Raw genomic sequence first — 19,298 nt, 5'->3', positions numbered from 1 at the left:
CCTTTGCCCTTGGGATAGTGCGGCTCGATCACCTCGCACAACTGCGCCCACGGCACGATCTCGTCCATCGTCTGCAGGAACACGTCGCGCTTCGTCGGCTTACGGTATTGCTCAAATCCGGCGGCTTGATCGGCGGCCATGGCAAGGGTCTGTTGCTTCATCTACCTTCAACGCACGAGCCCCCTCGGCGGTGGACCTTCTTCAGCGTTGCCCTAGGCGCTTTCGCGTCTAAGCCGTTGATTTATTTGGCTCGCCGACCAAGGCGAAACTGGGCGCTGGATCGTGACGATGGCCGCGCGTCCTGGATCGTCCTTTTCGGCAACGCCGACAGCCGAAGGGCTTCCATCGCCCTCGTAACATGCAGGCGTTGAAGGCCGCCACGTGGCCGCACGTGGGGCCAGGCCCTTCCGGAGCTCCGCCACGTGCCCGAGATCGCGATCTACCAGACCCCTGCCGGGGAAGTCGAGGTCCGGCTTGAACGGGAGACCGTGTGGCTCCGTTTGGAGCAGATGGCGGAGTTGTTCGGCCGCGACCGCACCGTCGTGGGGCGCCACGTTCGGAACGTGTTCGCCGACGAAGAACTTGAGCGCGAGAGCAATGTGCAAAATCTGCACATTGCCGGCTCCGACAAGCCCGTCGGCTTCTTCAGCCTCGATGTCATCATCTCGGTCGGCTACCGTGTCAAGTCGCCGGAGGGCGTGCGCTTTCGCCAGTGGGCCACCGCCCTGCTGAAGCAGCACCTGACGCGGGGGTACACCGTCGACCGCCGACGCTTCGAAGCCAACGCACGCGAACTGGAAACAGCCCTCGACCTGATCCGCCGAACCGCCCAGAGCGAACATCTCGCGCTGGATACCGGCCGCGGATTGATCGACCTGGTCAGCCGCTACACCCGGACCTTCCTGTGGCTACAACGCTACGACGAGGGGCTGCTCACCGAACCCGAAGGCCACCCGGGAGGCATTCTCCCCACCATCGACCAGGCGCGCGAGCGCATCGCCGCCCTGAAACGTGACCTGCAACGCCGAGGCGACGCGAGCGAATTGTTCGCCCAGGGACGTGGTGACGGCCTGGCTGCGATTCTCGGCAACCTGGAGCAGTCCGTCTTCGGCGAGGCGGCCTACCCGGATATCGAGTCCAAGGCCGCGCACCTGCTCTACTTCGTCGTGAAGAACCACCCCTTCGCCGACGGCAACAAGCGCAGCGCGGCCCTGCTGTTCGTCGACTTCCTGCACCGCAATGACCGGCTCATCGACGCCGCGGGGCAGCCTGTCATCAACGACGTGGGCCTGGCCGCGTTGACGCTGCTGGTCGCCGAATCGGCTCCGAAGGACAAGGACATCCTGATCCGCCTGATCATGCACATGATCGGGACGGCGCCGGCACTCGCCGAGCAGGCGTAAAAAAGCCCCAGGCTTGTGGCCTGGGGCTTCGGATGGTGGCTCGCCGAACAGGGCGAAGATGGGCACTGGACCGCCGAGCTCACTGCAGGAAGGGGCTGAATGAAGCCATGGACGGCCAGCCTACAATGGGAAGTCCTTCCGTTCCATTCGGAGACCATGCCATGAGCGCCCGCCCGTCGGTGATCCTCGCCGCGCATCGCGCGGCCGTGCTGGGCATGGCACAGCGCCTGGGCGCTCGTAACGTGCGAGTGTTTGGCTCGATCGCGCGCGGGGAGGACACCGAGCACAGCGACGTGGACCTGCTGGTCGACGTACCCCGCGGAACGACTCTGCTCGATATGGCCCGCCTGCAACGCGCCATCGAGCAGGAGCTTGGCGTCTGCGTGGACGTTCTGACAGCGGGAGACTTCCCAGCCGCCACGCGCGAGCGCATCGTTCGGGAAGCCGTTCCGCTGTGACGCCGGCGCTGCGTGATGGGGAACTGCTCGGGCACATCGTGGCGGCCGCCACGAAGCTGCTGCGCTTCACCGCGGACAAGTCCGAAACGGATTTCATGGCGGACGAGGTTCTCCAGGATGCGGTGATTCGCAATCTGGAGGTCATCGGCGAAGCGGTCACGAAATTGTCTTCCGAGCTCAAGGCCCTTCATCCCGATGTCCCATGGAGCGACATCGCCGGGATGCGCAACCGGCTCATCCACGGCTACATGACGGTCAATCTCGAGATCGTCTGGGACACGGTCGCAACGGTTGTCCCAGCCTTCCTTCACCGAATCCACGCTATCGCGGACGCAGTCCGCTGACCAGGCACGGCGAAAAAAAGCCCCAGGCTTGTGACCTGGGGCTTCGAATTTGGCTCCCCGACCTGGGCTCGAACCAGGGACCTACGGATTAACAGTCCGGCGCTCTACCAACTGAGCTATCGGGGATCAAGCCGCACAGTATAAAGCGGAATTCGCCGACTGGGCAAGGCCCGGGCGGGCTCAGTCCTGGGCCGCCGGCGACGCGAGCATGCGTTGCACGTAGCGCGCGATCAGGTCGACTTCCAGGTTCACCGAGGCGCCCGGCTGCAGCAGGTGCAGGTTGGTGTGCTCCAGGGTGTGCGGGATCAGATTGATGTGGATGCGCGCGCTGCCGTCGGCGCAGTCGTCGACGCGGTTGACGGTCAGGCTCACGCCGTTGACCACCACCGAACCCTTGTACGCGAAAAAGCTGGCCAGCCCGGCCGGCGCGGCCAGCACCAGGTGGCGCGACTCCCCCGCCGGCTCGAAGCTGTGCACGCGCCCCACGGCATCGACGTGGCCGCTCACCAGGTGGCCGCCCAGCCGGGTGGACAGAGTCAGCGACTGCTCCAGGTTGAGCAGGCCGCCTTCCTGATCCAGCCCGCAGGTGCGGCGCAGGCTCTCGGCCGAGACGTCGAAACTGAAATGCGTGGGGCCCATGTCCACCACCGTCATGCAGGCGCCGCTGCAGCAGATGCTGTCACCCAGCGCCGCGCCGTCGAGCCAGCCCGGTGGCGTGGACACCTTCACACGCAGCCCCGCGCCGTCGCCGGGCAGCGCCGAGGTGGATTCGATGCGACCGAGCGCGGTGATGATTCCGGTGAACATGGCGGGCGGCTCCTGGACGGGCTCATTACACTGCGGGGCATGTTAGCGACCACTCCTTCCCCTTGTGATTCGTTCGCAAGATTCGTGTTGCCGCTTCGGGTGTACTGGGAAGACACCGACGCCGGCGGCGTCGTGTACTACGCCAACTACCTGAAGTTCTGCGAGCGCGCGCGCACCGAATGGCTACGCGGGCTGGGCATCGACCAGCAGCGCCTGGCCGACACCGAGCGCCTGATGTTCGTGGTCAGCAGCGCGCAGGTGCGCTACCTGAGCCCGGCGCGCCTGGACGACGCCCTGCTGGTGGGCGTGGACTTCGGCGCGCGCGGCGCGGCCAGCCTGGAGTTCGTGCAGCAGATCCGGCGCGACGACCCGGCGCGCACGCTGCTGGCCGAGGCGCGCGTGCTGGTGGCCTGCGTGCAGGCGCAGAGTTTCCGCCCCCAGCGCATGCCCGATCTGATCCGGCGCGCGGTGGGCTGAGGCGCAGGCGCGCCGCCCCCGGGCGCAGGCGGGGGCCGCCCGTGCCCACCCAGGCACAATAGAGGGCGCGCGGCAGGCCCTTTCCAGGCCTGCATTCGCGGCCCGACTCCCCCTGATCTTCAATTGCGCATGGACCAGAACTTTTCCATCGTTTCCCTCGTGCTCGGCGCGAGTACCGTCGTGCAGATCGTGCTGGCGCTGCTGCTGTCGGTGTCGCTGGCGAGCTGGACGGTGATCTTCCGCAAGTACTTTTCCGTGAAGGAAGCGCGGGTCAAGACCGACGAGTTCGAGCAGGAGTTCTGGTCCGGCACCAGCCTGAACGACCTGTACCAGGCCGCGATCGGCGCGGCGCGCCACGGCAGTCCGCTGCAGCGCATCTTCGCCTCGGGCATGCGCGAGTTCCTCAAGCTGCGCGAGCGGCGCCTCGACCCGACCACGCTGGTCGACGGCGCGCGCCGCGCGATGCGCGCCGCGCAGCAACGCGAGATGGACGTGCTCGAGTCCAACCTGTCGTTCCTGGCCTCCGTGGCCTCGGTCTCGCCCTACGTGGGCCTGTTCGGCACCGTGTGGGGCATCATGCACGCCTTCGTCGGGCTGTCCAACCTGCAGCAGGTGACGCTGGCCACGGTGGCGCCGGGCATCGCCGAGGCGCTGGTGGCCACCGCCATCGGCCTGTTCGCGGCCATCCCCGCGGTGATCGCCTACAACTTCTTCGCCCGTGACATCGACCGGCTGTCCATCCGCTTCGAGTCCTTCATGGAGGAGTTCTCCAACATCCTGCAGCGCCAGGTGTCGCCGCACCCGGGCTCGGGCACGGGGGTCGCCGCCGGCGCCTCGCGCTTCCCCTCGGACGCCGGAGGTCATTGACGTGGGCGCCATTCAGCAGCGTTCGGGCGGCGCGCGCCGGCGCGCGCTGGCCGAGATCAACGTCGTGCCCTACATCGACGTCATGCTGGTGCTGCTGATCATTTTCATGGTCACTGCGCCGCTGATCACGCCCAGCCTGGTCAAGCTCCCCACGGTGGGCTCGGCCACCCGCGCCCCCGACACCGTGGTGGAGGTGGACCTGCGGGCGGACAAGACCCTGCAGGTGCGTCTGGTCGACCCGAAGGCCAAGCCCGGCGACCCGTCGCTGCAGCCCCAGGACGTGACCCCCGAGTCCCTGGCGCAAAGCGTGGGTCAGCTGGCCGGGGCCTCCGGCGGCACGCTGGCCGACACGCCGGTGATGATCGCCGCGGACAAGAACGTCAAGTACGACGACGTGATGAAACTGCTCAACCGCCTCAAGCGGGCCGGCGTGCAGCGCGTGGGCCTGGCCGTGGCCGGCTCCGGCGGCGGCCGCTGACCGCGCCGAAGCCCTCGAGCCTCGCGTCAACGCGACGCCGCCCGCAGGCGTTGAACCCGATGAACCCGCAGCATTGCCCAAGCCACCCATGAACCAGCCCGCCGCCGACGCCCTGCGTCCGCCGCCCGAACGCCGCAACGGGCGGGCGCTGCTGCTCGCGCTGCTCATGCACCTGTTGCTGGTGGTGCTGATCGCCTTCGGCGTGCATTGGCACAGCCACACGCCGCAGGCGGTACAGGCCGAGCTGTGGGCCCCCACCGCGCGCCTGGCCGCACCGCCGCCGCCCAAGCCGGCGGAGCCGGTGCAGCCGCAACCCCAGCCGCAACCCCAACCCCAGCCCCAGCCGGCGCCGCCGCCTCCGCCGCCGCCCAAGGCGCAGGTCACGCAGCAGCCCGACCAGGCGGAGATCGCGCTGCGCGAGAAACGCAAGCAGGAGCAGGAACAGAAAAAGCTGCAGGCCGAGCAACTGGCCCGCGAACAGGCCGCCAAGCTGGCCGCGCAGCAACACCAGGAGGAGCTGCAGCAGCGCCTGGCCGCGCAGAAAGCGGCCGAGAAGGCGGCCGAGAAGGCGGCCGAGAAAGCCGCCGAACAGAAGGCCGCCGCGCAGAAGCTGGCCGAGCAGAAGGCCGAGCAGAAGGCCGCCGAGAAGGCCGCGAAGCTCAAGGCCGCCAAGGAAAAGGCCGAGCGCCTGGCCGCCGAGCGCCGCCAGGAGCAGCAACTGGCCAAGCTGCAGCAGCAAAGCCGCCAGGACTACATGAAGAGCCTGATGTCCCAGGCCGGCAACGGCGCCTCGCCGGCCGCGACCGCGGCGACCAGCGCGGGGCCCTCGGGCGGCTACGCCGCGCGCCTGGCCACGCTGATCCGCGAGAACGTGATCTACCCGCAGGTGGACCAGATCAACGGCAATCCGAAGGTCACGCTGTCGGTGAACCTGGATCCGAACTCGGGCGAGGTGCTGGGAGTCAGCGTGGAGCATTCCAGCGGTGTGCCAAGCTGGGACGCCGCGGTGGCGCGCGCGGTCAAGCGCCTGGGCAAGCTGCCCAGCGACCACGGCCACTGGTGGACGCCGATGGAAGTGGTCGCCGGCCCGCGCGACCAGACGAACTGATCCGGCCCCGGGCGGCCGGCGCCGCACGGCGCCCCGGCGCGCCCTGCCCTTTCGCGGCCTGTCAGTGCCAGGACGGCGGCTGCTGCGGCTCGCCGCCGCCGTCGTAGACCACCTGCACCTGCCCCTGCAGCGCCAGTTGCCCGAGCGCGGCCAGCGTGTCGTCGCCCGGGCGCAGGCGCAGCCGGTCCACGCGCAGCGTGGCGCGCGCGCCGCCGCGTTCGAGCTCGAGTTCCAGCGGCAGGCCGTCGTCGCCTTCCTGCGGCGCATGGCTGCGCGCCAGCTCGACCAGCGGGCTGGCGTCGCCCATGCCGTTGACCCGCATGCGGATGCGCCGGCCCAGGCGTTCGCGCGCCTGCTCCAGGGTCCACACCACGTCCACGTTGAAGCGGATGCCTCCGCTGAAGCGATCGGCCATCGCGCGGCCCTGGAACACCAGCAATTCGTCTTCGCGCAGCAGCGCGCGCACGGTGTCGAGCACGCGCTCGTTGACCACCGTCTCGAGCACCCCGGAGCGGTCCTCCAGCGTGACGATGGCCACGCGCCCGCGCTGGCCCTGCACCACGCGCACCCCGGCGACGATTCCGGCCACCAGCACGCTTTCGCGTGATTCGGTGAGCTCGGCCAGAGGGCGCGGCGCGAAGCGACGCACCTCGTCCGCGTGCGCGTCGAACAAATGGCCGCTGAGCACGAAGCCGATGGCCAGTTTCTCCTCGGACAGGCGCTGGCGCAGGTCCCAGGGCGGCTGTTGCGGGGGTTCGGGAGCGGCGGAATGCTCCTCGGCCAGCATGTCGAACAGGCCGCCCTGGTCGGCATGCTCGGCACGTTGGGAAGCGTGTTCCAGCGCCATGCCCACCGCGGCCATCAGCGTGGCGCGGTTGGGATCCAGGTTGTCGAAGGCGCCGCCGCGGATCAGCGCCTCCAGCACGCGCCGGTTGATGCGCGCACGGTCCACGCGCTCGGCGAAGTCCATCAGCGACTTGAAGGGGACGCCGCCCTCGCGCGCCTCCACGATGGCCTCGATGGCCGCGCGCCCGGTGCCCTTGATCGCGCCCAGCGCGTAGCGGATGGTGCGCGCGTCCACCGCGTCGAAGCGCCACTGGCCATCGTTGACGTCGGGCAGCAGGATGTGCAAGCCCATGGCGCGCGCGTCGTCCACCAGCACCTTGAGCTTGTCGGTGTCGTCGAGCGCGATGCTCATGTTGGCCGCCATGAATTCGGCCGGGTAATGCGCCTTCAGCCAGGCGGTCTGCACCGCCAGCAGCGCGTAGGCCGCGGCGTGCGACTTGTTGAAGCCGTAGCCGGCGAACTTCTCCATCAAGTCGAAGATCTCGTTGGCCTTCTCCGGGGGGATGCCGTTCTTCGCCGCGCCTTCGGCGAAGATGCCCCGGTGCTTGGCCATCTCCTCGGCCTTCTTCTTGCCCATGGCGCGGCGCAGCAGGTCGGCGCCGCCCAGCGAGTAGCCGCCGATGACCTGCGCCACCTGCATCACCTGCTCCTGGTAGACCATGATGCCGTAGGTCTCCTCGAGCACCGGCGCCATGCGCGGGTCCGGGTACTCGATGGCCTCGACGCCGGCCTTGCGCTGGCAGTAGCTGGGGATCAGGTCCATCGGGCCGGGGCGGTACAGCGCCACCAGCGCGATGATGTCCTCGAAGCGGTCGGGCTTGGCGTCGCGCAGCATGCCCTGCATGCCGCGCGATTCCAGCTGGAACACCGCCACCGTGTCGCCGCGCGCCATGAGCTTGTAGCTGGCCGGGTCGTCGAGCGGGATGTCCTCCATGCGGAACTCGGCCATCTCCGGGTGATTGCGCCGGATGTTGCGCAGCGCCAGGTCCAGGATGGTCAGCGTGGCCAGGCCCAGGAAGTCGAACTTGACCAGTCCGATGGCCTCCACGTCGTCCTTGTCGTACTGCGACACCGCGTCGGTGCTGCCGGGCTGCGCGTACAGCGGGCAGAAATCCGTGAGCTTGCCCGGGGCGATGAGCACACCGCCGGCGTGCATGCCGATGTTGCGAGGCAGCCCCTCGAGCTGCCGGGCCAGGCCCAGCAACTGCCGGACCTCCTCCTCCTGCTCCATGCGCTCCTTGAGCTGGGGCTCCATGCCGATGGCCTGCTCGATGGTCACGTGCTGGCCCGGCTTGTTGGGAATCAGCTTGGCCAGCTGGTCGCAGAAGTTGTAGCCCAGTTCCTGCACGCGCCCGGCGTCGCGCAGCGCGGCGCGCGCGGCCAGGGTGCCGAAGGTGGCGATCTGCGACACCGCGTCGACTCCGTATTTCTGCTTGACGTAGTCGATCACGCGGTCGCGGTTCTCCTGGCAGAAGTCGATGTCGAAGTCGGGCATCGACACGCGCTCGGGGTTCAGGAAACGCTCGAACAGCAGCTTGTAGGCCAGCGGGTCCAGGTCGGTGATGCGCAGGCTGTAGGCCACCAGCGAACCGGCGCCGGAACCCCGGCCCGGCCCCACCGGGCAGCCGTTGTCCTTGGCCCAGTTGATGAAGTCGGCCACGATCAGGAAGTAGCCCTCGAAGCCCATTTTCGCGATGGTCGCGAGTTCGAACTCCAGGCGCTCGACGTAGCGCGGGCGCTCGCGCTCGCGCCGCGCCGCGTCGGGGTACAGCAGCTCCAGGCGCCGCTCCAGGCCGGCGTAGGACTCGGCGCGGAAGAACTCGGCCAGCGGCTGCCCGTCCGGCGTCGGGAAATGCGGCAGCTGCGGCTTGCCCAGCACCAGCGAGAGGTTGCAGCGGCGCGCGATCTCCAGGGTGTTGCGCAGCGCCGCGGGCAGGTCGGCGAACAGCTCGCCCATCTGCGCGCTGCTCTTGAAATACTGCTCGCGCGTGAAATGGCGCTGGCGCCGCGGGTTGCCCAGGGTCTCGCCCTCGGCGATGCACACCCTCGCCTCGTGCGCCTCGAAATCCGCCTCCGCCAGGAACTGCACCGGGTGCGTGGCCACCAGCGGGATGTCCATTTCGGCGGCCAGCCGGGCCGCGGCCGCCACGTGACGCGTGCACTCGGCGTGCCCGCTGCGCTGCACCTCCAGGTAGAAGCGGTCACCGAACAGATCGCGGTGCTGCTGCGCCAGATGGCGCGCGCGCGCCTCGTCGCCGGCGAGCAGCGCCCGCCCGATGGCGCCCTGACGCGCCCCGCACAGCGCGATCAGGCCCTCGTGCCGGCCGTCCTCGGCCAGCCAGGACCACTGCATCTGCGCCTGCCCCGCGCGCTGGCCGTGCAGCCAGGCGCGGCTGAGCAGTTCGCATAGGTTGAGGTAGCCCTGGCGGTTGGTCACCAGCAGCAGCAGCGCGGTGGGCGCGTCCTGCGAGGCTCCCTCGGGCGCTGCGATGCGCACGTCGCAGCCGAGGATGGGCTTGACCCCGGCGTCGCGCGCCGCCGTGTAGAAACGCACCCCGGCGAACAGGTTGTTCAGGTCGGTGATGGCCAGCGCTCCCTGGCCGTCGGCGCACGCGGCAGTGACGGCGTCGTCCACCCGCAGGCTGCCGTCGACGATGGAGTATTCGGTGTGGGTTCGCAGGTGCACGTAGGACATCGGGGCATTGTAGGAAGCCGCAAGGCGGTGTGGGCGGCAGGCTAGCCCGGCCCCGCGCAATCCCCTGCGCAACGGAAGGTAGGACGCCCGCCGGACATTGCGGTTCCTATAATCGGGGACTCCTTCCGTCTGCGGGCGCGTGGCGGCCACACCCAGGCTGCCGCTGCACAAGCCCGCGTCCGCACGGGGCCGGCTGCGCCGTCCCCACGGGCCTTGTTCCACGCCACGCCGCGCGTTCGCCTTCACTGCGCGCGGTGCCCTGCCGGACCGACCGATGCCCTACCTGCACACCTTGCCTTCCCTGTCCCTGCACGCCGACGGCGTGTTGTGGGTCGGGCTCGCGCTCGTGCTGGCCACGCTGATGGGTGAATCCGTGCTGCGCCTGCTGCGCTGGCCGCGCCTGATCGGCTTCACCGCGGCCGGACTGCTCATCGCCGCCGGCGGCGGCGGCCTGGAGGCCCTGGCGCTGCAGCCCGGCGCCCGCGCCGTGGTCGACGCGGCGCTGGCCATGCTGCTGTTCGAACTCGGCCACCGCGTGAACCTGCGCTGGTTGCACGCCAACCCCTGGCTGGTGTTCACCAGCCTGGGCGAATGGGGCCTGAGCCTGCTCGCGGGCTGGGCCGCGCTGAGCCTGTTCGGGCTCGGCGGCATGCCGGGGCTGGCGGTGTCGGCCGCGCTGGCCTGCGCGTCGCCCGCGGTGGCGCTGCGCCTGAGCGGCGAGTTCCACGCCCGCGGCCAGGTCACCGAGCGCATGCTGCTGCTGTCCGCGCTGGGCACCACGCTGTCGCTGCTGTGCGTGGGGGTGCTCACCGGCTGGATCGGCGCGCAATCCTCCGGGCACTGGTGGGAGCCGCTGCTGCGCCAGGCCTACGCCCTCGGCGGCGCCGTGCTGGCCGCGGCGGTGCTGGCCTGGGCCGTGAACTGGGTGGAGCGCCACTTCGATTTCGCCGACGAAGGCGCGGCGCTGCTGCTGGTGGGCCTGATCCTGCTGGTGCTGTCGATCACCCGCGCGCTGCACTGGTCCAGCATGCTCACGCCGCTGCTGGCCGGCATGCTGCTGCGCCTGTACAGCGAGCGCCCGCGGGTATGGCCGCGGCATTTCGGCACGGCCGGCGGCGTGCTCGTGGTGCTGCTGTTCCTGATCATCGGCCTGAGCCTGAACACGCACATGCTGGTCGAGGGCCTGAGCGCCGGCTGCACGCTGGCGCTGCTGCGCGTGCTGGCCAAGCTGGCCGCGCCGCTGGCGCTGGGGCGCCCCTCGGGCCTGAGCTGGCGCCAGTCGCTGACCCTGGGCATGAGCCTGAGCCCCGCGGCGGGCGTGAGCTTCGTGCTGCTGCTCGACCTCGGCGCCTCGCAACTGGTGCTGCCGCCCATGCTGCTGGACGCCGGCTTCGCCGCCGTCGCGGTGCTGCTGCTGGCCGGCACGCTGGCCGCCCGCTGGGCGCTGGGCCGCGCCGGCGACATCAAGGCCCCGCCCGTCGCTCGCTGAGCCCCGGGCCGCGGAGAACCCCATGAGTCTTGGAACCTTCACCCACTCGGATGCGCTGAGCATCGGCGTCGAGCTGGAGCTGCAGATCGTCAGCCGCCACAACTACGACCTCATGCCCTGCGCGCCGGACCTGCTGCGCCTGCTCGAGGGGCGCAAGCTGCCGGGCGCGGTCACGCCCGAGATCACCGAGAGCATGATCGAGCTGTCCACCGGCATCTGCAGCGGCTACGCCGACGCGCTGGCCCAGCTCGGCGAGATCCACGAGGCGCTGGTGGAGGCCGCGCGCAAGCTGGACGTGGGCCTGGCCGGCGGCGGCACCCATGCCTTCCAGCACTGGGCGCATCAACGCATTTTCGACAAGCCTCGCTTCCTGCAGCTGTCCGACCTGTACGGCTACCTGAGCAAGCAGTTCACCGTGTTCGGCCAGCACGTGCACCTGGGCTGCCCCGACGCCGACACCGCGCTGTACACGCTGCACTGCATCTCGCGCTTCATTCCGCACTTCATCGCGCTGAGCGCCTCCAGCCCCTTCGTGCAGGGCGAGGACACGGGCTTCCACTCGGCGCGCCTGAACTCGGTGTTCGCCTTCCCGCTGTCCGGGCGCGCGCCCATGGTGCTGACCTGGCAGGACTTCGAGAAGTACTTCGGCAAGATGATGGCCACCGGCGTGGTGCAGAGCATGAAGGACTTCTACTGGGACATCCGCCCCAAGCCCGAGTACGGCACCATCGAGGTGCGGGTGATGGACACTCCGCTGACCATCCTGAAGGCCGCGCGCATCGCGGCCTACATCCAGACCCTGGGGCGCTGGATCCAGACCGAGCGCCCCTTCGAGCCCTGCGAGGACGACTACCTGGTCTATACCTTCAACCGCTTCCAGGCCTGCCGCTTCGGCTTCGACGGCAATTTCGTGGACCCGGCCACGCGCGAGCACCGCACGCTGCGCGAGGACATCCTGCGCACCCTGATGCGCCTGGAGCCCCACGCCATCGAGCTCAGCGCCGACGGCGCGCTGCGTGAACTGCTGGCCGACGTGGGCGGGCGCGGCAACGACGCGCAGTGGCTGCGCGAAGCGCACACGCGCGAACGCCACCTGCCCGAGGTGGTGCGCCAGCAAAGCGCGCGCTGGATGTCGCCGATGCCCTGACGGGCCCTCGGGCTTGCCCCGGCGCCCATCGGGCCGGAGCTCAGGCTCCCTCGGGAAGCGCCCCGGGCGCGGCCGACGCGAACTGCATGCGGTGCAGTTGCGCGTACAGGCCGCCGCGCGCGAGCAGTTCGGCCTGGGTGCCCAGTTCCACCAGGCGGCCCTGGTCGAGCACCGCGATGCGGTCGCAATGCGCAATGGTGGCCAGGCGGTGGGCGATGACGATGGTGGTGCGCCCGGCCATCAGCCGGTCCACCGCCTGCTGCACCAGGCGCTCGCTCTCGGCGTCCAGCGCGCTGGTGGCTTCGTCCAGGATCAGCACCGGCGCGTCGCGGTACAGCGCGCGCGCGATGGACAGGCGCTGGCGCTGGCCCCCCGACAGCTGCGAGCCGTTGTGCCCGACCGGAGCGCTCAGCCCGCCCGGCAGCTCGCGCACGAAGTCCGCCAGCGCCGCGGCTTCCAGCGCCGCCCAGGCGCGCTTCTCGTCCACCGGCTCGCCGAAGCTCACGTTGACGGCCACGCTGTCGTTGAGCAGCACCACATCCTGGCTGACCAGCGCGATCTGCTCGCGCAGGCTGCGCAGGCCCCAGTCGCGCAGCGCGACGCCGTCCAGGCGCAACTCTCCGTCCGTGGGCTCCAGCAGACGCGGCACCAGGCGCATCAGCGTGGTCTTGCCGGCACCCGAGGGGCCCACCAGCGCCAGGCTCTCGCCGGCGCGCACGCGCAGGTCCACGTCGTCCAGCACCGGGCGGTCCACGCCGGGCAGGCGCACCCCCACGTGCTCGAAAGCCAGCTCGCCGCGCGCCCGCGCGGCCTGGTGGCGCCCCGGGTCGGCCTCGCGCGGAGCCTCGACGATGCCGTGCAGGCGCTCCAGCGAGCTCAGCGCGCGCATCATCGGCTGCACGATGTCGGCCACCCGGCGCAGCGGCGACAGGGTCATCAGCATGGACGTGATGAAGGACACGAAGCCGCCCACGCTGTGGTAGCCCGCCACGTCGCTCTGGCGCAACGCGTAGACCATGACCAGCGACACCGCCAGCGCCGACAGCCACTGCGACACCGGCGTGGTGGACGAGCCCGACACCATGGCCTTCACGGTGACCCGCCGCAGGTTCTGGTTCAGCGCCTCGAAGCGCGACGCGAAGCCGTCCTGCGCGTTGTGCACGCGGATCACCGGCGCCGCCAGCATGCCCTCCTCCAGCGCGTAGGAGGTGGTCTCGGCGGCGCGCTGCATCTGCGCGTTCAGGCGCTTGGCGCGGCGGCTGATGAAACGCATGGCCACGATCAGCGGCAGCAGGATGGCCAGCGTGATCAGGGTCAGGCTCCAGTTCAGCCACAGCAGGTAGCCGAACAGCGCCACCAGGGTCAGCGTGTCGCGGGTGAGGGTGAGCAGCCCGGGGAAGATCATGCCCAGCGCCAGCTGCGCCTCATACACGGCGGCGCCGATCAGGCTGCTGGCGCTTTCCTTGCGCAGGGCGCCGAGCTCGGCGTGCAGGATCTGCGCATACACCAGCGTGCGCACCCGTGCCAGCACGTTCTGGGTCATCCACTGGGTGAGGAACTGCGAGGCCAGCCAGGCCAGGCCGCGCACCGAGAACAGGCCCAGCAGCACGGCCGGCACCATCCACAGCGAGAAATCCCGCCGCGGCGTGAAGCCCACGTCCAGCACATGCTTGATCAGCGCCGGCAACGCCGGCTCGGTGGCGGCGACGACGGCCGCGCACACCACGATGAGCAGCGCGGCCACGCGGTTGCGCGGGTCGGCGCCGAACAGCCGGCGCAGCAAGGCCATGCCGTCGGTGGACGAACTGGCCGGGGCCGCGCCGGAGGGAGGGGATGCCATGGAGAAAGAGCGAGAATGCGCGTCGGATCCGAATCCCTCTTTCTACCATAGGCCCCTGCGCCCGTTGCCCGCCATGCCCAACCGCCCCAGCGCTGGCCCCACGGTGTCGGCCGTGATCATCACCCGCGACGAGGCGGCCAACCTGCCCGCCTGCCTGGAGTCGCTCGCCTGGTGCGACGAGATCGTCGTGCTCGACAGCGGCAGCACCGACGCCACGCCCGAGCTGGCGCGCGCGGCCGGTGCGCGGGTGCACATCACCCCCGACTGGCCGGGTTTCGGGCCGCAGAAGAACCGCGCGCTGGCCCTGGCCGGCTGCGACTGGGTGCTGTCCATCGACGCCGACGAGCGCGTCAGCCCGGAGCTCGCGCACGAGATCCGCGAAGCGGTGCGCGCGCCGGGGGCTCCCACGGCCTTCGCCATGCCCCGGCTGTCGAGCTACTGCGGCCAGTTCATGCGCCACGGCGACTGGTACCCCGACGACGTGCTGCGCCTGTTCCGGCGCGGCAGCGCCCGCTTCAGCGACGACCTGGTGCACGAGCGCCTGCTGGTCGACGGCCCGCGCGGACGCCTGCACGCCCGGCTGCTGCACCACTCCTTCCGCGACATGCACCAGGTGCTGGCCAAGCTCGACGCCTATTCCAGCGCCGGTGCGCGGGCCATGCACGCGCGCGGGCGCCGCAGCGGCGTGCTGGGCGCGCTGGGCCACGGCGCCTGGACCTTCCTGCGCGGCTACGTGTTCAAGCGCGGTTTCCTGGACGGGCGCCTGGGCCTGGTGCTGGCGCTGTCCAACGCCCACGGCGCCTACTACCGCTACATCAAGCTGTGGCTGCTGCAGCGCGAGCCGGCATGCTGATCAGCCTGGTCGTGCTCAGCTACAACCGCAGCGACGCCCTGCTGGCCGTGCTGCGCGCGCTGGCGCTGCAGACCGACCGCGGCTTCGAGGTGATCGTGGCCGACGACGGTTCACGCGAGGAGCACGTGGCCGCGCTGCGCGCGCTGGCGCCCGCCCTGCCCTACCGCCTGGTGCATGCCTGGCAGGGCGACGTCGGCTTCACCGCGGCCGCGGCGCGCAACTGGGGCGCGCGCCAGGCGCGCGGCGACTACCTGGTGCTGCTCGACGGCGACTGCGTGCCGCGGCCTGATTTCGTGGCGCGCCACCGCGCGCTGGCGCGTCCGGGCTGCCTGCTCAACGGCAGCCGCGTGCTGCTGTCGCAAGGCCTCACCCGAAGCGCGCTGGCGCAGGGCCTGGATCTGGCGCGCAGGCCCTGGAGCTGGTGGCTGGGCCAGCGCCTGCGCGGCGGCTGCAACAAGTGGCTGGGCCTGTTCCTGCGCTGGCCGGCCGCGCTGCGCCGCGCCCGTCCCGGCTTCCGCTGGAAAGGCATCCGCAGTTGCAACATGGGTGTGTGGCGCAGCGACTTCGAGGCCATCGACGGCTTCGACGAGAGCTTCGACGGCTGGGGCCACGAGGACGCCGACTTCGTGCTGCGCCTGCAGCACCACGGCTGCGCCCGCGTGGACGGCTTCTGGGCCACCGAGGTGCTGCACCTGTGGCACCGCCAGGCCGCGCGCGCGCAGGAGAGCCGCAACCTGGACAAGGTGCGCGCGCGCATGCGCGGCCAGATCGTGCGCGCCGAGCACGGCCTGAGCAACCCCCGCCTGCCCGGACTCGAACGCCATTGCAGTGTGTTGCGCGAAGGGCCGGCGCCAGTCGCCCCGGCGCGCGCGCCCAGGGCCTAGAATTCCGCGCTGCAGCCTCTTGCCCGGCTGCCAGCCTGCCAGGAACCCCATGCAACGACGACGCTTTGTACTCGGTACGGCCCTGCCCGCAGCGGCCCGCGGCCTGCGCCTCGCCGGCGCCCTCGGCCTGGCCGCCGAACCCCTGCTGGCCCGCGCGCAGTTCCGCGTGGACGTCTCCGGCATCGGCGCGCGCCAGATCCCCGTGCTGATCGACACCTTCGCCGGACAGTCCGCCTGCCCGCAACCGCTGGCCGACATCATCCGCGCCGACCTCATGCGCAGCGGCCAGTTCCGCGTGACCCCGGCGGCCTCCTCGCCCACGCTCGGCGACGCCGGCCCGCCCGCCTACGCCCAGTGGCGCTCCGAACAGCTCGAGGCGGCCGGCGGCGGCAGCGTCGAGCCGGCCGGCCCGCAGACCTGGCAGATCCGCTTCCGCCTGTGGGACGCGGTGGGCCAGCGCGACCTGGGCGGCCTGGCGCTGCGCGTGCTCACCGGCGACCTGCGCCTGGCCGCGCACCGCATCGCCGATTTCATCTACCAGAAACTCACCGGCCAGCGCGGGGTGTTCGCCACGCGCATCGCTTTCGTCGGCAAGAGCGGGCGCAACAATTTCACGCTGCTGGTCGCCGACAGCGACGGCTACAACCCGCTGGCCGCGCTGCACAGCCGCGAGCCGCTGATGTCGCCCGCCTGGGCCCCCGACGGCGCCAACCTGGCCTACGTGTCCTTCGAGACCGGCAAGCCCGTGGTGTTCGTGCAGAACGTTCGCACAGGCGGGCGCCGCGCGGTGGCCAATTTCCGCGGCAGCAACAGCGCCCCGGCTTTCTCGCCCGACGGACGCACGCTGGCCGTGGTGCTGACCATGGGCGCGGCCTCGCAGATCTTCACGGTGCCCGTGGGCGGCGGGGCGGCCCGTCCGGTGATCCGCGCCAGCAGCATCGCCACCGAGCCGGTGTTCGCGCCCGACGGCAAGAGCCTGTACTTCGTCAGCGACCGCGACGGCTCGCCGCAGATCTACCAGGCCGGCCTCGACGGCTCGAACGTCCGGCGCATCACCTTCGCCGGCACCTACAACGTCAGCCCGGCGATCAGCCCGGACGGCAAGTCCCTGGCCTTCGTCTCGCGCCAGGGCAACGACTACCAGCTGTGGCTGCAGGACCTGCAAGGCGGCAGCACCCGCGCGCTGGGCGACGGCCCCGACGACGGGCATCCCAGTTTCGCGCCCAACGGCCAGATCCTGGTGTACGCGGCCCGCGAGGGCGGCGCGCAGGTGCTGCGCACGGTGTCCGTGGACGGCAGCGTGCGCACCACGCTGGCGGCCCGCGGCGAGGACGTGCGCGAACCCTCCTGGGGTCCGTGGACCACGCCGGCCTGACAGCCGGGGCGCCGCACCTCGGCGCCCCCGAGGCTCCATCGCGCCGGGCCGCGACGCGTCCTGGCGTACGCTCCCGCTACCGCAAGCTCCCCGCAGAACCGCTCCATGACCACCGTATCGCGCTCCTCCACCTGGCTGGCCGCGCTGGCCGCCGCCGCCACCTTCGCACTCGGCGGCTGCGCCTCCGACGTCAACCTCAACCACAAGGCCCCGGTCCAGGCCCAGACCGCCACCCCTGTCGGGGCGCTGGGAGCCGGCGGCGCCAGCGCCCAGGGCGCGGGCCAGAGCTCGGTGGCCGCGGTGCAGACCGGCGGCGCCGAGGGCCAGGGCGCCGGCGGGCCCAACTCCGGGCCCACCGCCGACGTCGGGCGCAGCGTGTACTTCGCCTACGACAGCTATTCCGTGGATCCGCGCTACCAGGCCACGATGCAGGGCAACGCCCAGTACCTGGCCTCGCACAGCGCCGCGCACGCGCAGTTGCAGGGCAACACCGACGCCCGCGGCAGCCGCGAGTACAACCTCGCGCTGGGCCAGAAACGCGCCGACGCGGTGCGCCAGGGCCTGGAACTGCTGGGCGTGAAACCGAACCAGATGGAAGCCATCAGCTTCGGCAAGGAAAAACCCAAGGCCACCGGCGACAGCCCGCAGGACTTCGCCGAGAACCGCCGCGTGGACATCGTCTACCAGCCCTGACCGATTGACACCAGCCCCGGAGATCGCGCCATGACGCTCAAGCCCTTCGCATCCGGCGCGCGCCTGCGCCGCGCCGCCGGCGCCCTGGCCCTCGGCCTGGGCGGCCTGGCCTGGACAGGCGCCGCCCACGCCGACCTGTTCGCCGACAACGACGCCCGCCGCGCCATCCTGCAATTGCGCCAGGAGGTAGCCCAGCTGCAGGCCGACCAGCAGTCGCAGGTCAAGCAGCTGCGCAACTCCCTGCTCGACCTGTCCAACCAGATCACCCAGCTGCAAAGCGAGATCGCGCAACTGCGCGGCCAGCAGGACACCAACACCCAGCAGCTCAACACCGCGCTGGCCAAGATGCAGGCCAGCCAGAGCGCGCTGAGCCAGCGCCTGGCCCCGCTGGAGCCGGTGCAGGTGCAGATCGGCGGCAAGAACTACAACGTGCAGCCCGCCGAGAAAGCCGCCTTCGAGCAGGCGCTGAGCACCTTCCGCGGCGGCCAGTTCGCCAACGCCACCACGCAGTTCCAGGCCTTCATCGCCCAGTACCCCACCAGCCCCTACCAGGGCGACGCGAAGTACTGGCTGGGCAACTCGCTGTTCGGCCAGCAGCGCTACCGCGACGCGGCCGCCGCGTTCCAGGACCTGATCCAGTCGCAGCCCGACGCCCAGCGCGTGCCCGAGGCCATGCTGGGCCTGGCCAACTGCCAGCTCGAGTTGCGCGAGGTCAAGACCGCGCGGGTCACGCTGCAGCGCCTGATCAAGAACTACCCGCAATCGGAAGCCGCCGCCGCCGCGCACGACCGGCTGGCGAAGCTGAAGTAATGGGACGGGCCGTGGTGCCGGCCGCGCCCAGGCGCGGCGCGCCGGCCGTGGTGCTGGTCTCCGGGGGCCTGGATTCCGCCACCGTGCTGGCGCTGGCGCGCGAGGCCGGCTACGCCTGCCACGCGCTGTCGCTGGACTACGGGCAGCGCCACCGCGCCGAGCTCGACGCCGCGCGCCGCGTGGCCCAGGCCCTGGGCGCCGTACGCCACGAGATCGTGCAAGTCGACTTCGGGCGCTTCGGCGGCTCCTCGCTCACCGACACGGCACTGCAGGTGCCCACCGACGCGAGCTCCGCCGGCATCCCCAGCACCTACGTGCCCGCGCGCAACACGGTGATGCTGTCGCTGGCGCTGTCGTGGGCCGAGGCGCTGGGCGGGCACGACCTGTTCTACGGCGCCAATGCCGTGGACTACTCCGGCTACCCGGACTGCCGCCCCGCCTATGTGGAGGCCTTCGAGCGCCTGGCCAACCTGGCCACGCGCGCCGGCGTGGAAGGCCAGGCCCTGCGCGTGCACGCGCCGATCATCGAACTCAGCAAGGCCGAGATCATCGCCGAGGGTCTGCGCCTGGGCGTGGATTTCTCGCTCACCGTCAGCTGCTACCAGGCCGACGACCAGGGGCGTGCCTGCGGGCGTTGCGACTCCTGCCGCATCCGCGCCGCCGGTTTCGCGGCCGCGGGCGTGGACGACCCCACGCGCTACCACCCGCGCTGAACTTGCGCGGG

18 protein-coding genes, 1 tRNA gene and 1 pseudogene are annotated in these 19,298 nt (G+C 70.8%); 15 read left to right on the top strand and 5 right to left on the bottom strand.

Translation table 11 applies throughout. The features are described 5' to 3' along the window. Window positions 1-161 (bottom strand): annotated as a pseudogene (locus tag D466_RS23890) (IS5/IS1182 family transposase); the annotation flags it as partial. 261 nt (window positions 162-422) lie between these two features. Between D466_RS23890 and rhuM the strand changes: the two are divergent. The 3 genes from rhuM to D466_RS0108640 all read left to right on the top strand — a co-directional run bounded on the left by rhuM (window position 423) and on the right by D466_RS0108640 (window position 2,205). Continuing rightward, entirely contained in the window at window positions 423-1,403 is a 981-nt protein-coding gene (rhuM, locus tag D466_RS0108650) for a virulence protein RhuM/Fic/DOC family protein (RefSeq protein WP_026285050.1), read from the top strand. A gap of 161 nt (window positions 1,404-1,564) precedes the next feature. Further along, entirely contained in the window at window positions 1,565-1,861 is a 297-nt protein-coding gene (locus D466_RS0108645) for a nucleotidyltransferase family protein (RefSeq protein ID WP_018913316.1), read from the top strand. Next, window positions 1,858-2,205 (top strand): DUF86 domain-containing protein, encoded by a 348-nt coding sequence (locus D466_RS0108640; protein ID WP_018913315.1) that lies wholly within the window; start codon window positions 1,858-1,860, stop codon window positions 2,203-2,205. Before D466_RS0108645 ends, D466_RS0108640 begins: the two co-directional genes overlap by 4 nt. 50 nt (window positions 2,206-2,255) lie before the next feature. On the opposite strand, the gene D466_RS0108635 is transcribed toward D466_RS0108640, so the two are convergent. Next, a tRNA-Asn gene (locus D466_RS0108635) sits at window positions 2,256-2,331 on the bottom strand. Between the two features lie 54 nt (window positions 2,332-2,385). After that, complete coding sequence (locus D466_RS0108630) at window positions 2,386-3,012, bottom strand: riboflavin synthase (protein ID WP_018913314.1); 627 nt, start codon at window positions 3,010-3,012, stop codon at window positions 2,386-2,388. Between the two features lie 39 nt (window positions 3,013-3,051). Between D466_RS0108630 and ybgC the strand changes: the two genes are divergently transcribed. The 4 genes from ybgC (at window position 3,052) to tolA (ending at window position 5,942) form a co-directional block, all read left to right on the top strand. Continuing rightward, window positions 3,052-3,489, top strand: coding sequence for a tol-pal system-associated acyl-CoA thioesterase (gene ybgC, locus D466_RS0108625; RefSeq protein ID WP_051083712.1), 438 nt, complete (start codon window positions 3,052-3,054; stop codon window positions 3,487-3,489). A gap of 129 nt (window positions 3,490-3,618) precedes the next feature. Then, entirely contained in the window at window positions 3,619-4,356 is a 738-nt protein-coding gene (gene tolQ / locus D466_RS0108620; protein ID WP_018913312.1) for a protein TolQ, read from the top strand. A gap of 1 nt (window position 4,357) precedes the next feature. Next, a complete protein-coding gene (locus D466_RS0108615; RefSeq protein WP_018913311.1) occupies window positions 4,358-4,834 on the top strand; it encodes an ExbD/TolR family protein in 477 nt (158 codons plus the stop codon). An 88-nt stretch (window positions 4,835-4,922) separates the two neighbouring features. After that, the gene (gene tolA / locus D466_RS0108610) at window positions 4,923-5,942 is read left to right on the top strand and encodes a cell envelope integrity protein TolA (RefSeq protein ID WP_018913310.1); all 1,020 of its coding nucleotides are present in this window, start codon (window positions 4,923-4,925) and stop codon (window positions 5,940-5,942) included. A 61-nt stretch (window positions 5,943-6,003) separates the two neighbouring features. On the opposite strand, the gene dnaE is transcribed toward tolA, so the two are convergent. Next, the gene (gene dnaE / locus D466_RS21180) at window positions 6,004-9,483 is read right to left on the bottom strand and encodes a DNA polymerase III subunit alpha (RefSeq protein ID WP_018913309.1); all 3,480 of its coding nucleotides are present in this window, start codon (window positions 9,481-9,483) and stop codon (window positions 6,004-6,006) included. 274 nt (window positions 9,484-9,757) lie between these two features. Between dnaE and D466_RS0108600 the strand changes: the two genes are divergently transcribed. Next, complete coding sequence (locus D466_RS0108600; protein ID WP_018913308.1) at window positions 9,758-10,972, top strand: cation:proton antiporter; 1,215 nt, start codon at window positions 9,758-9,760, stop codon at window positions 10,970-10,972. 22 nt (window positions 10,973-10,994) lie between these two features. Beyond that, window positions 10,995-12,119 carry a YbdK family carboxylate-amine ligase gene (locus D466_RS0108595; RefSeq protein WP_018913307.1) on the top strand — a complete coding sequence of 375 codons (1,125 nt, stop codon included), beginning with the start codon at window positions 10,995-10,997 and terminating at the stop codon, window positions 12,117-12,119. A 40-nt stretch (window positions 12,120-12,159) separates the two neighbouring features. Here D466_RS0108595 and D466_RS21175 read toward each other — a convergent pair whose 3' ends face one another. Continuing rightward, window positions 12,160-13,959 (bottom strand): ATP-binding cassette domain-containing protein, encoded by a 1,800-nt coding sequence (locus D466_RS21175; RefSeq protein ID WP_231385682.1) that lies wholly within the window; start codon window positions 13,957-13,959, stop codon window positions 12,160-12,162. A 73-nt stretch (window positions 13,960-14,032) separates the two neighbouring features. On the opposite strand from D466_RS21175, the gene D466_RS0108585 reads away from it, so the two are divergent. From D466_RS0108585 to queC, 6 genes are all read left to right on the top strand, one after another. Then, window positions 14,033-14,812, top strand: a complete 780-nt coding sequence (locus D466_RS0108585) for a glycosyltransferase family 2 protein (RefSeq protein WP_026285048.1) — start codon at window positions 14,033-14,035, stop codon at window positions 14,810-14,812. Further along, on the top strand, window positions 14,806-15,696 hold the full coding sequence (locus D466_RS0108580) for a glycosyltransferase (RefSeq protein ID WP_018913304.1): 891 nt from the start codon (window positions 14,806-14,808) through the stop codon (window positions 15,694-15,696). The genes D466_RS0108585 and D466_RS0108580 overlap by 7 nt, the downstream gene beginning before the upstream one ends. Before the next feature lie 49 nt (window positions 15,697-15,745). Continuing rightward, on the top strand, window positions 15,746-17,071 hold the full coding sequence (gene tolB / locus D466_RS0108575; protein ID WP_018913303.1) for a Tol-Pal system beta propeller repeat protein TolB: 1,326 nt from the start codon (window positions 15,746-15,748) through the stop codon (window positions 17,069-17,071). A gap of 105 nt (window positions 17,072-17,176) precedes the next feature. Continuing rightward, on the top strand, window positions 17,177-17,764 hold the full coding sequence (locus D466_RS0108570) for an OmpA family protein (protein ID WP_018913302.1): 588 nt from the start codon (window positions 17,177-17,179) through the stop codon (window positions 17,762-17,764). A 30-nt stretch (window positions 17,765-17,794) separates the two neighbouring features. Further along, entirely contained in the window at window positions 17,795-18,574 is a 780-nt protein-coding gene (ybgF, locus tag D466_RS0108565) for a tol-pal system protein YbgF (RefSeq protein WP_018913301.1), read from the top strand. Further along, complete coding sequence (gene queC / locus D466_RS0108560) at window positions 18,574-19,287, top strand: 7-cyano-7-deazaguanine synthase QueC (protein ID WP_018913300.1); 714 nt, start codon at window positions 18,574-18,576, stop codon at window positions 19,285-19,287. Before ybgF ends, queC begins: the two co-directional genes overlap by 1 nt. The last annotated feature ends 11 nt before the right edge of the window (window positions 19,288-19,298 follow it).

The sequence above is a fragment of the Thiomonas sp. FB-6 genome (genome assembly GCF_000377645.1).
Classification (GTDB): Bacteria; Pseudomonadota; Gammaproteobacteria; order Burkholderiales; family Burkholderiaceae_C; genus Thiomonas_A.
This window is presented reverse-complemented; position numbering and strand designations above follow the sequence as displayed.

Coding starts and splice junctions, on each gene's coding strand:
- D466_RS0108645 (WP_018913316.1), top strand. CDS start 1,565: ATGAGCGCCCGCCCGTCGGTGATCCTCGCCGCGCATCGCGCGGCCGTG.
- D466_RS0108630 (WP_018913314.1), bottom strand. CDS start 3,012: ATGTTCACCGGAATCATCACCGCGCTCGGTCGCATCGAATCCACCTCG.
- ybgC (WP_051083712.1), top strand. CDS start 3,052: ATGTTAGCGACCACTCCTTCCCCTTGTGATTCGTTCGCAAGATTCGTG.
- tolQ (WP_018913312.1), top strand. CDS start 3,619: ATGGACCAGAACTTTTCCATCGTTTCCCTCGTGCTCGGCGCGAGTACC.
- tolA (WP_018913310.1), top strand. CDS start 4,923: ATGAACCAGCCCGCCGCCGACGCCCTGCGTCCGCCGCCCGAACGCCGC.
- dnaE (WP_018913309.1), bottom strand. CDS start 9,483: ATGTCCTACGTGCACCTGCGAACCCACACCGAATACTCCATCGTCGAC.
- D466_RS0108600 (WP_018913308.1), top strand. CDS start 9,758: ATGCCCTACCTGCACACCTTGCCTTCCCTGTCCCTGCACGCCGACGGC.
- D466_RS0108595 (WP_018913307.1), top strand. CDS start 10,995: ATGAGTCTTGGAACCTTCACCCACTCGGATGCGCTGAGCATCGGCGTC.
- D466_RS21175 (WP_231385682.1), bottom strand. CDS start 13,959: ATGGCATCCCCTCCCTCCGGCGCGGCCCCGGCCAGTTCGTCCACCGAC.
- D466_RS0108585 (WP_026285048.1), top strand. CDS start 14,033: ATGCCCAACCGCCCCAGCGCTGGCCCCACGGTGTCGGCCGTGATCATC.
- D466_RS0108580 (WP_018913304.1), top strand. CDS start 14,806: ATGCTGATCAGCCTGGTCGTGCTCAGCTACAACCGCAGCGACGCCCTG.
- tolB (WP_018913303.1), top strand. CDS start 15,746: ATGCAACGACGACGCTTTGTACTCGGTACGGCCCTGCCCGCAGCGGCC.
- D466_RS0108570 (WP_018913302.1), top strand. CDS start 17,177: ATGACCACCGTATCGCGCTCCTCCACCTGGCTGGCCGCGCTGGCCGCC.
- ybgF (WP_018913301.1), top strand. CDS start 17,795: ATGACGCTCAAGCCCTTCGCATCCGGCGCGCGCCTGCGCCGCGCCGCC.
- queC (WP_018913300.1), top strand. CDS start 18,574: ATGGGACGGGCCGTGGTGCCGGCCGCGCCCAGGCGCGGCGCGCCGGCC.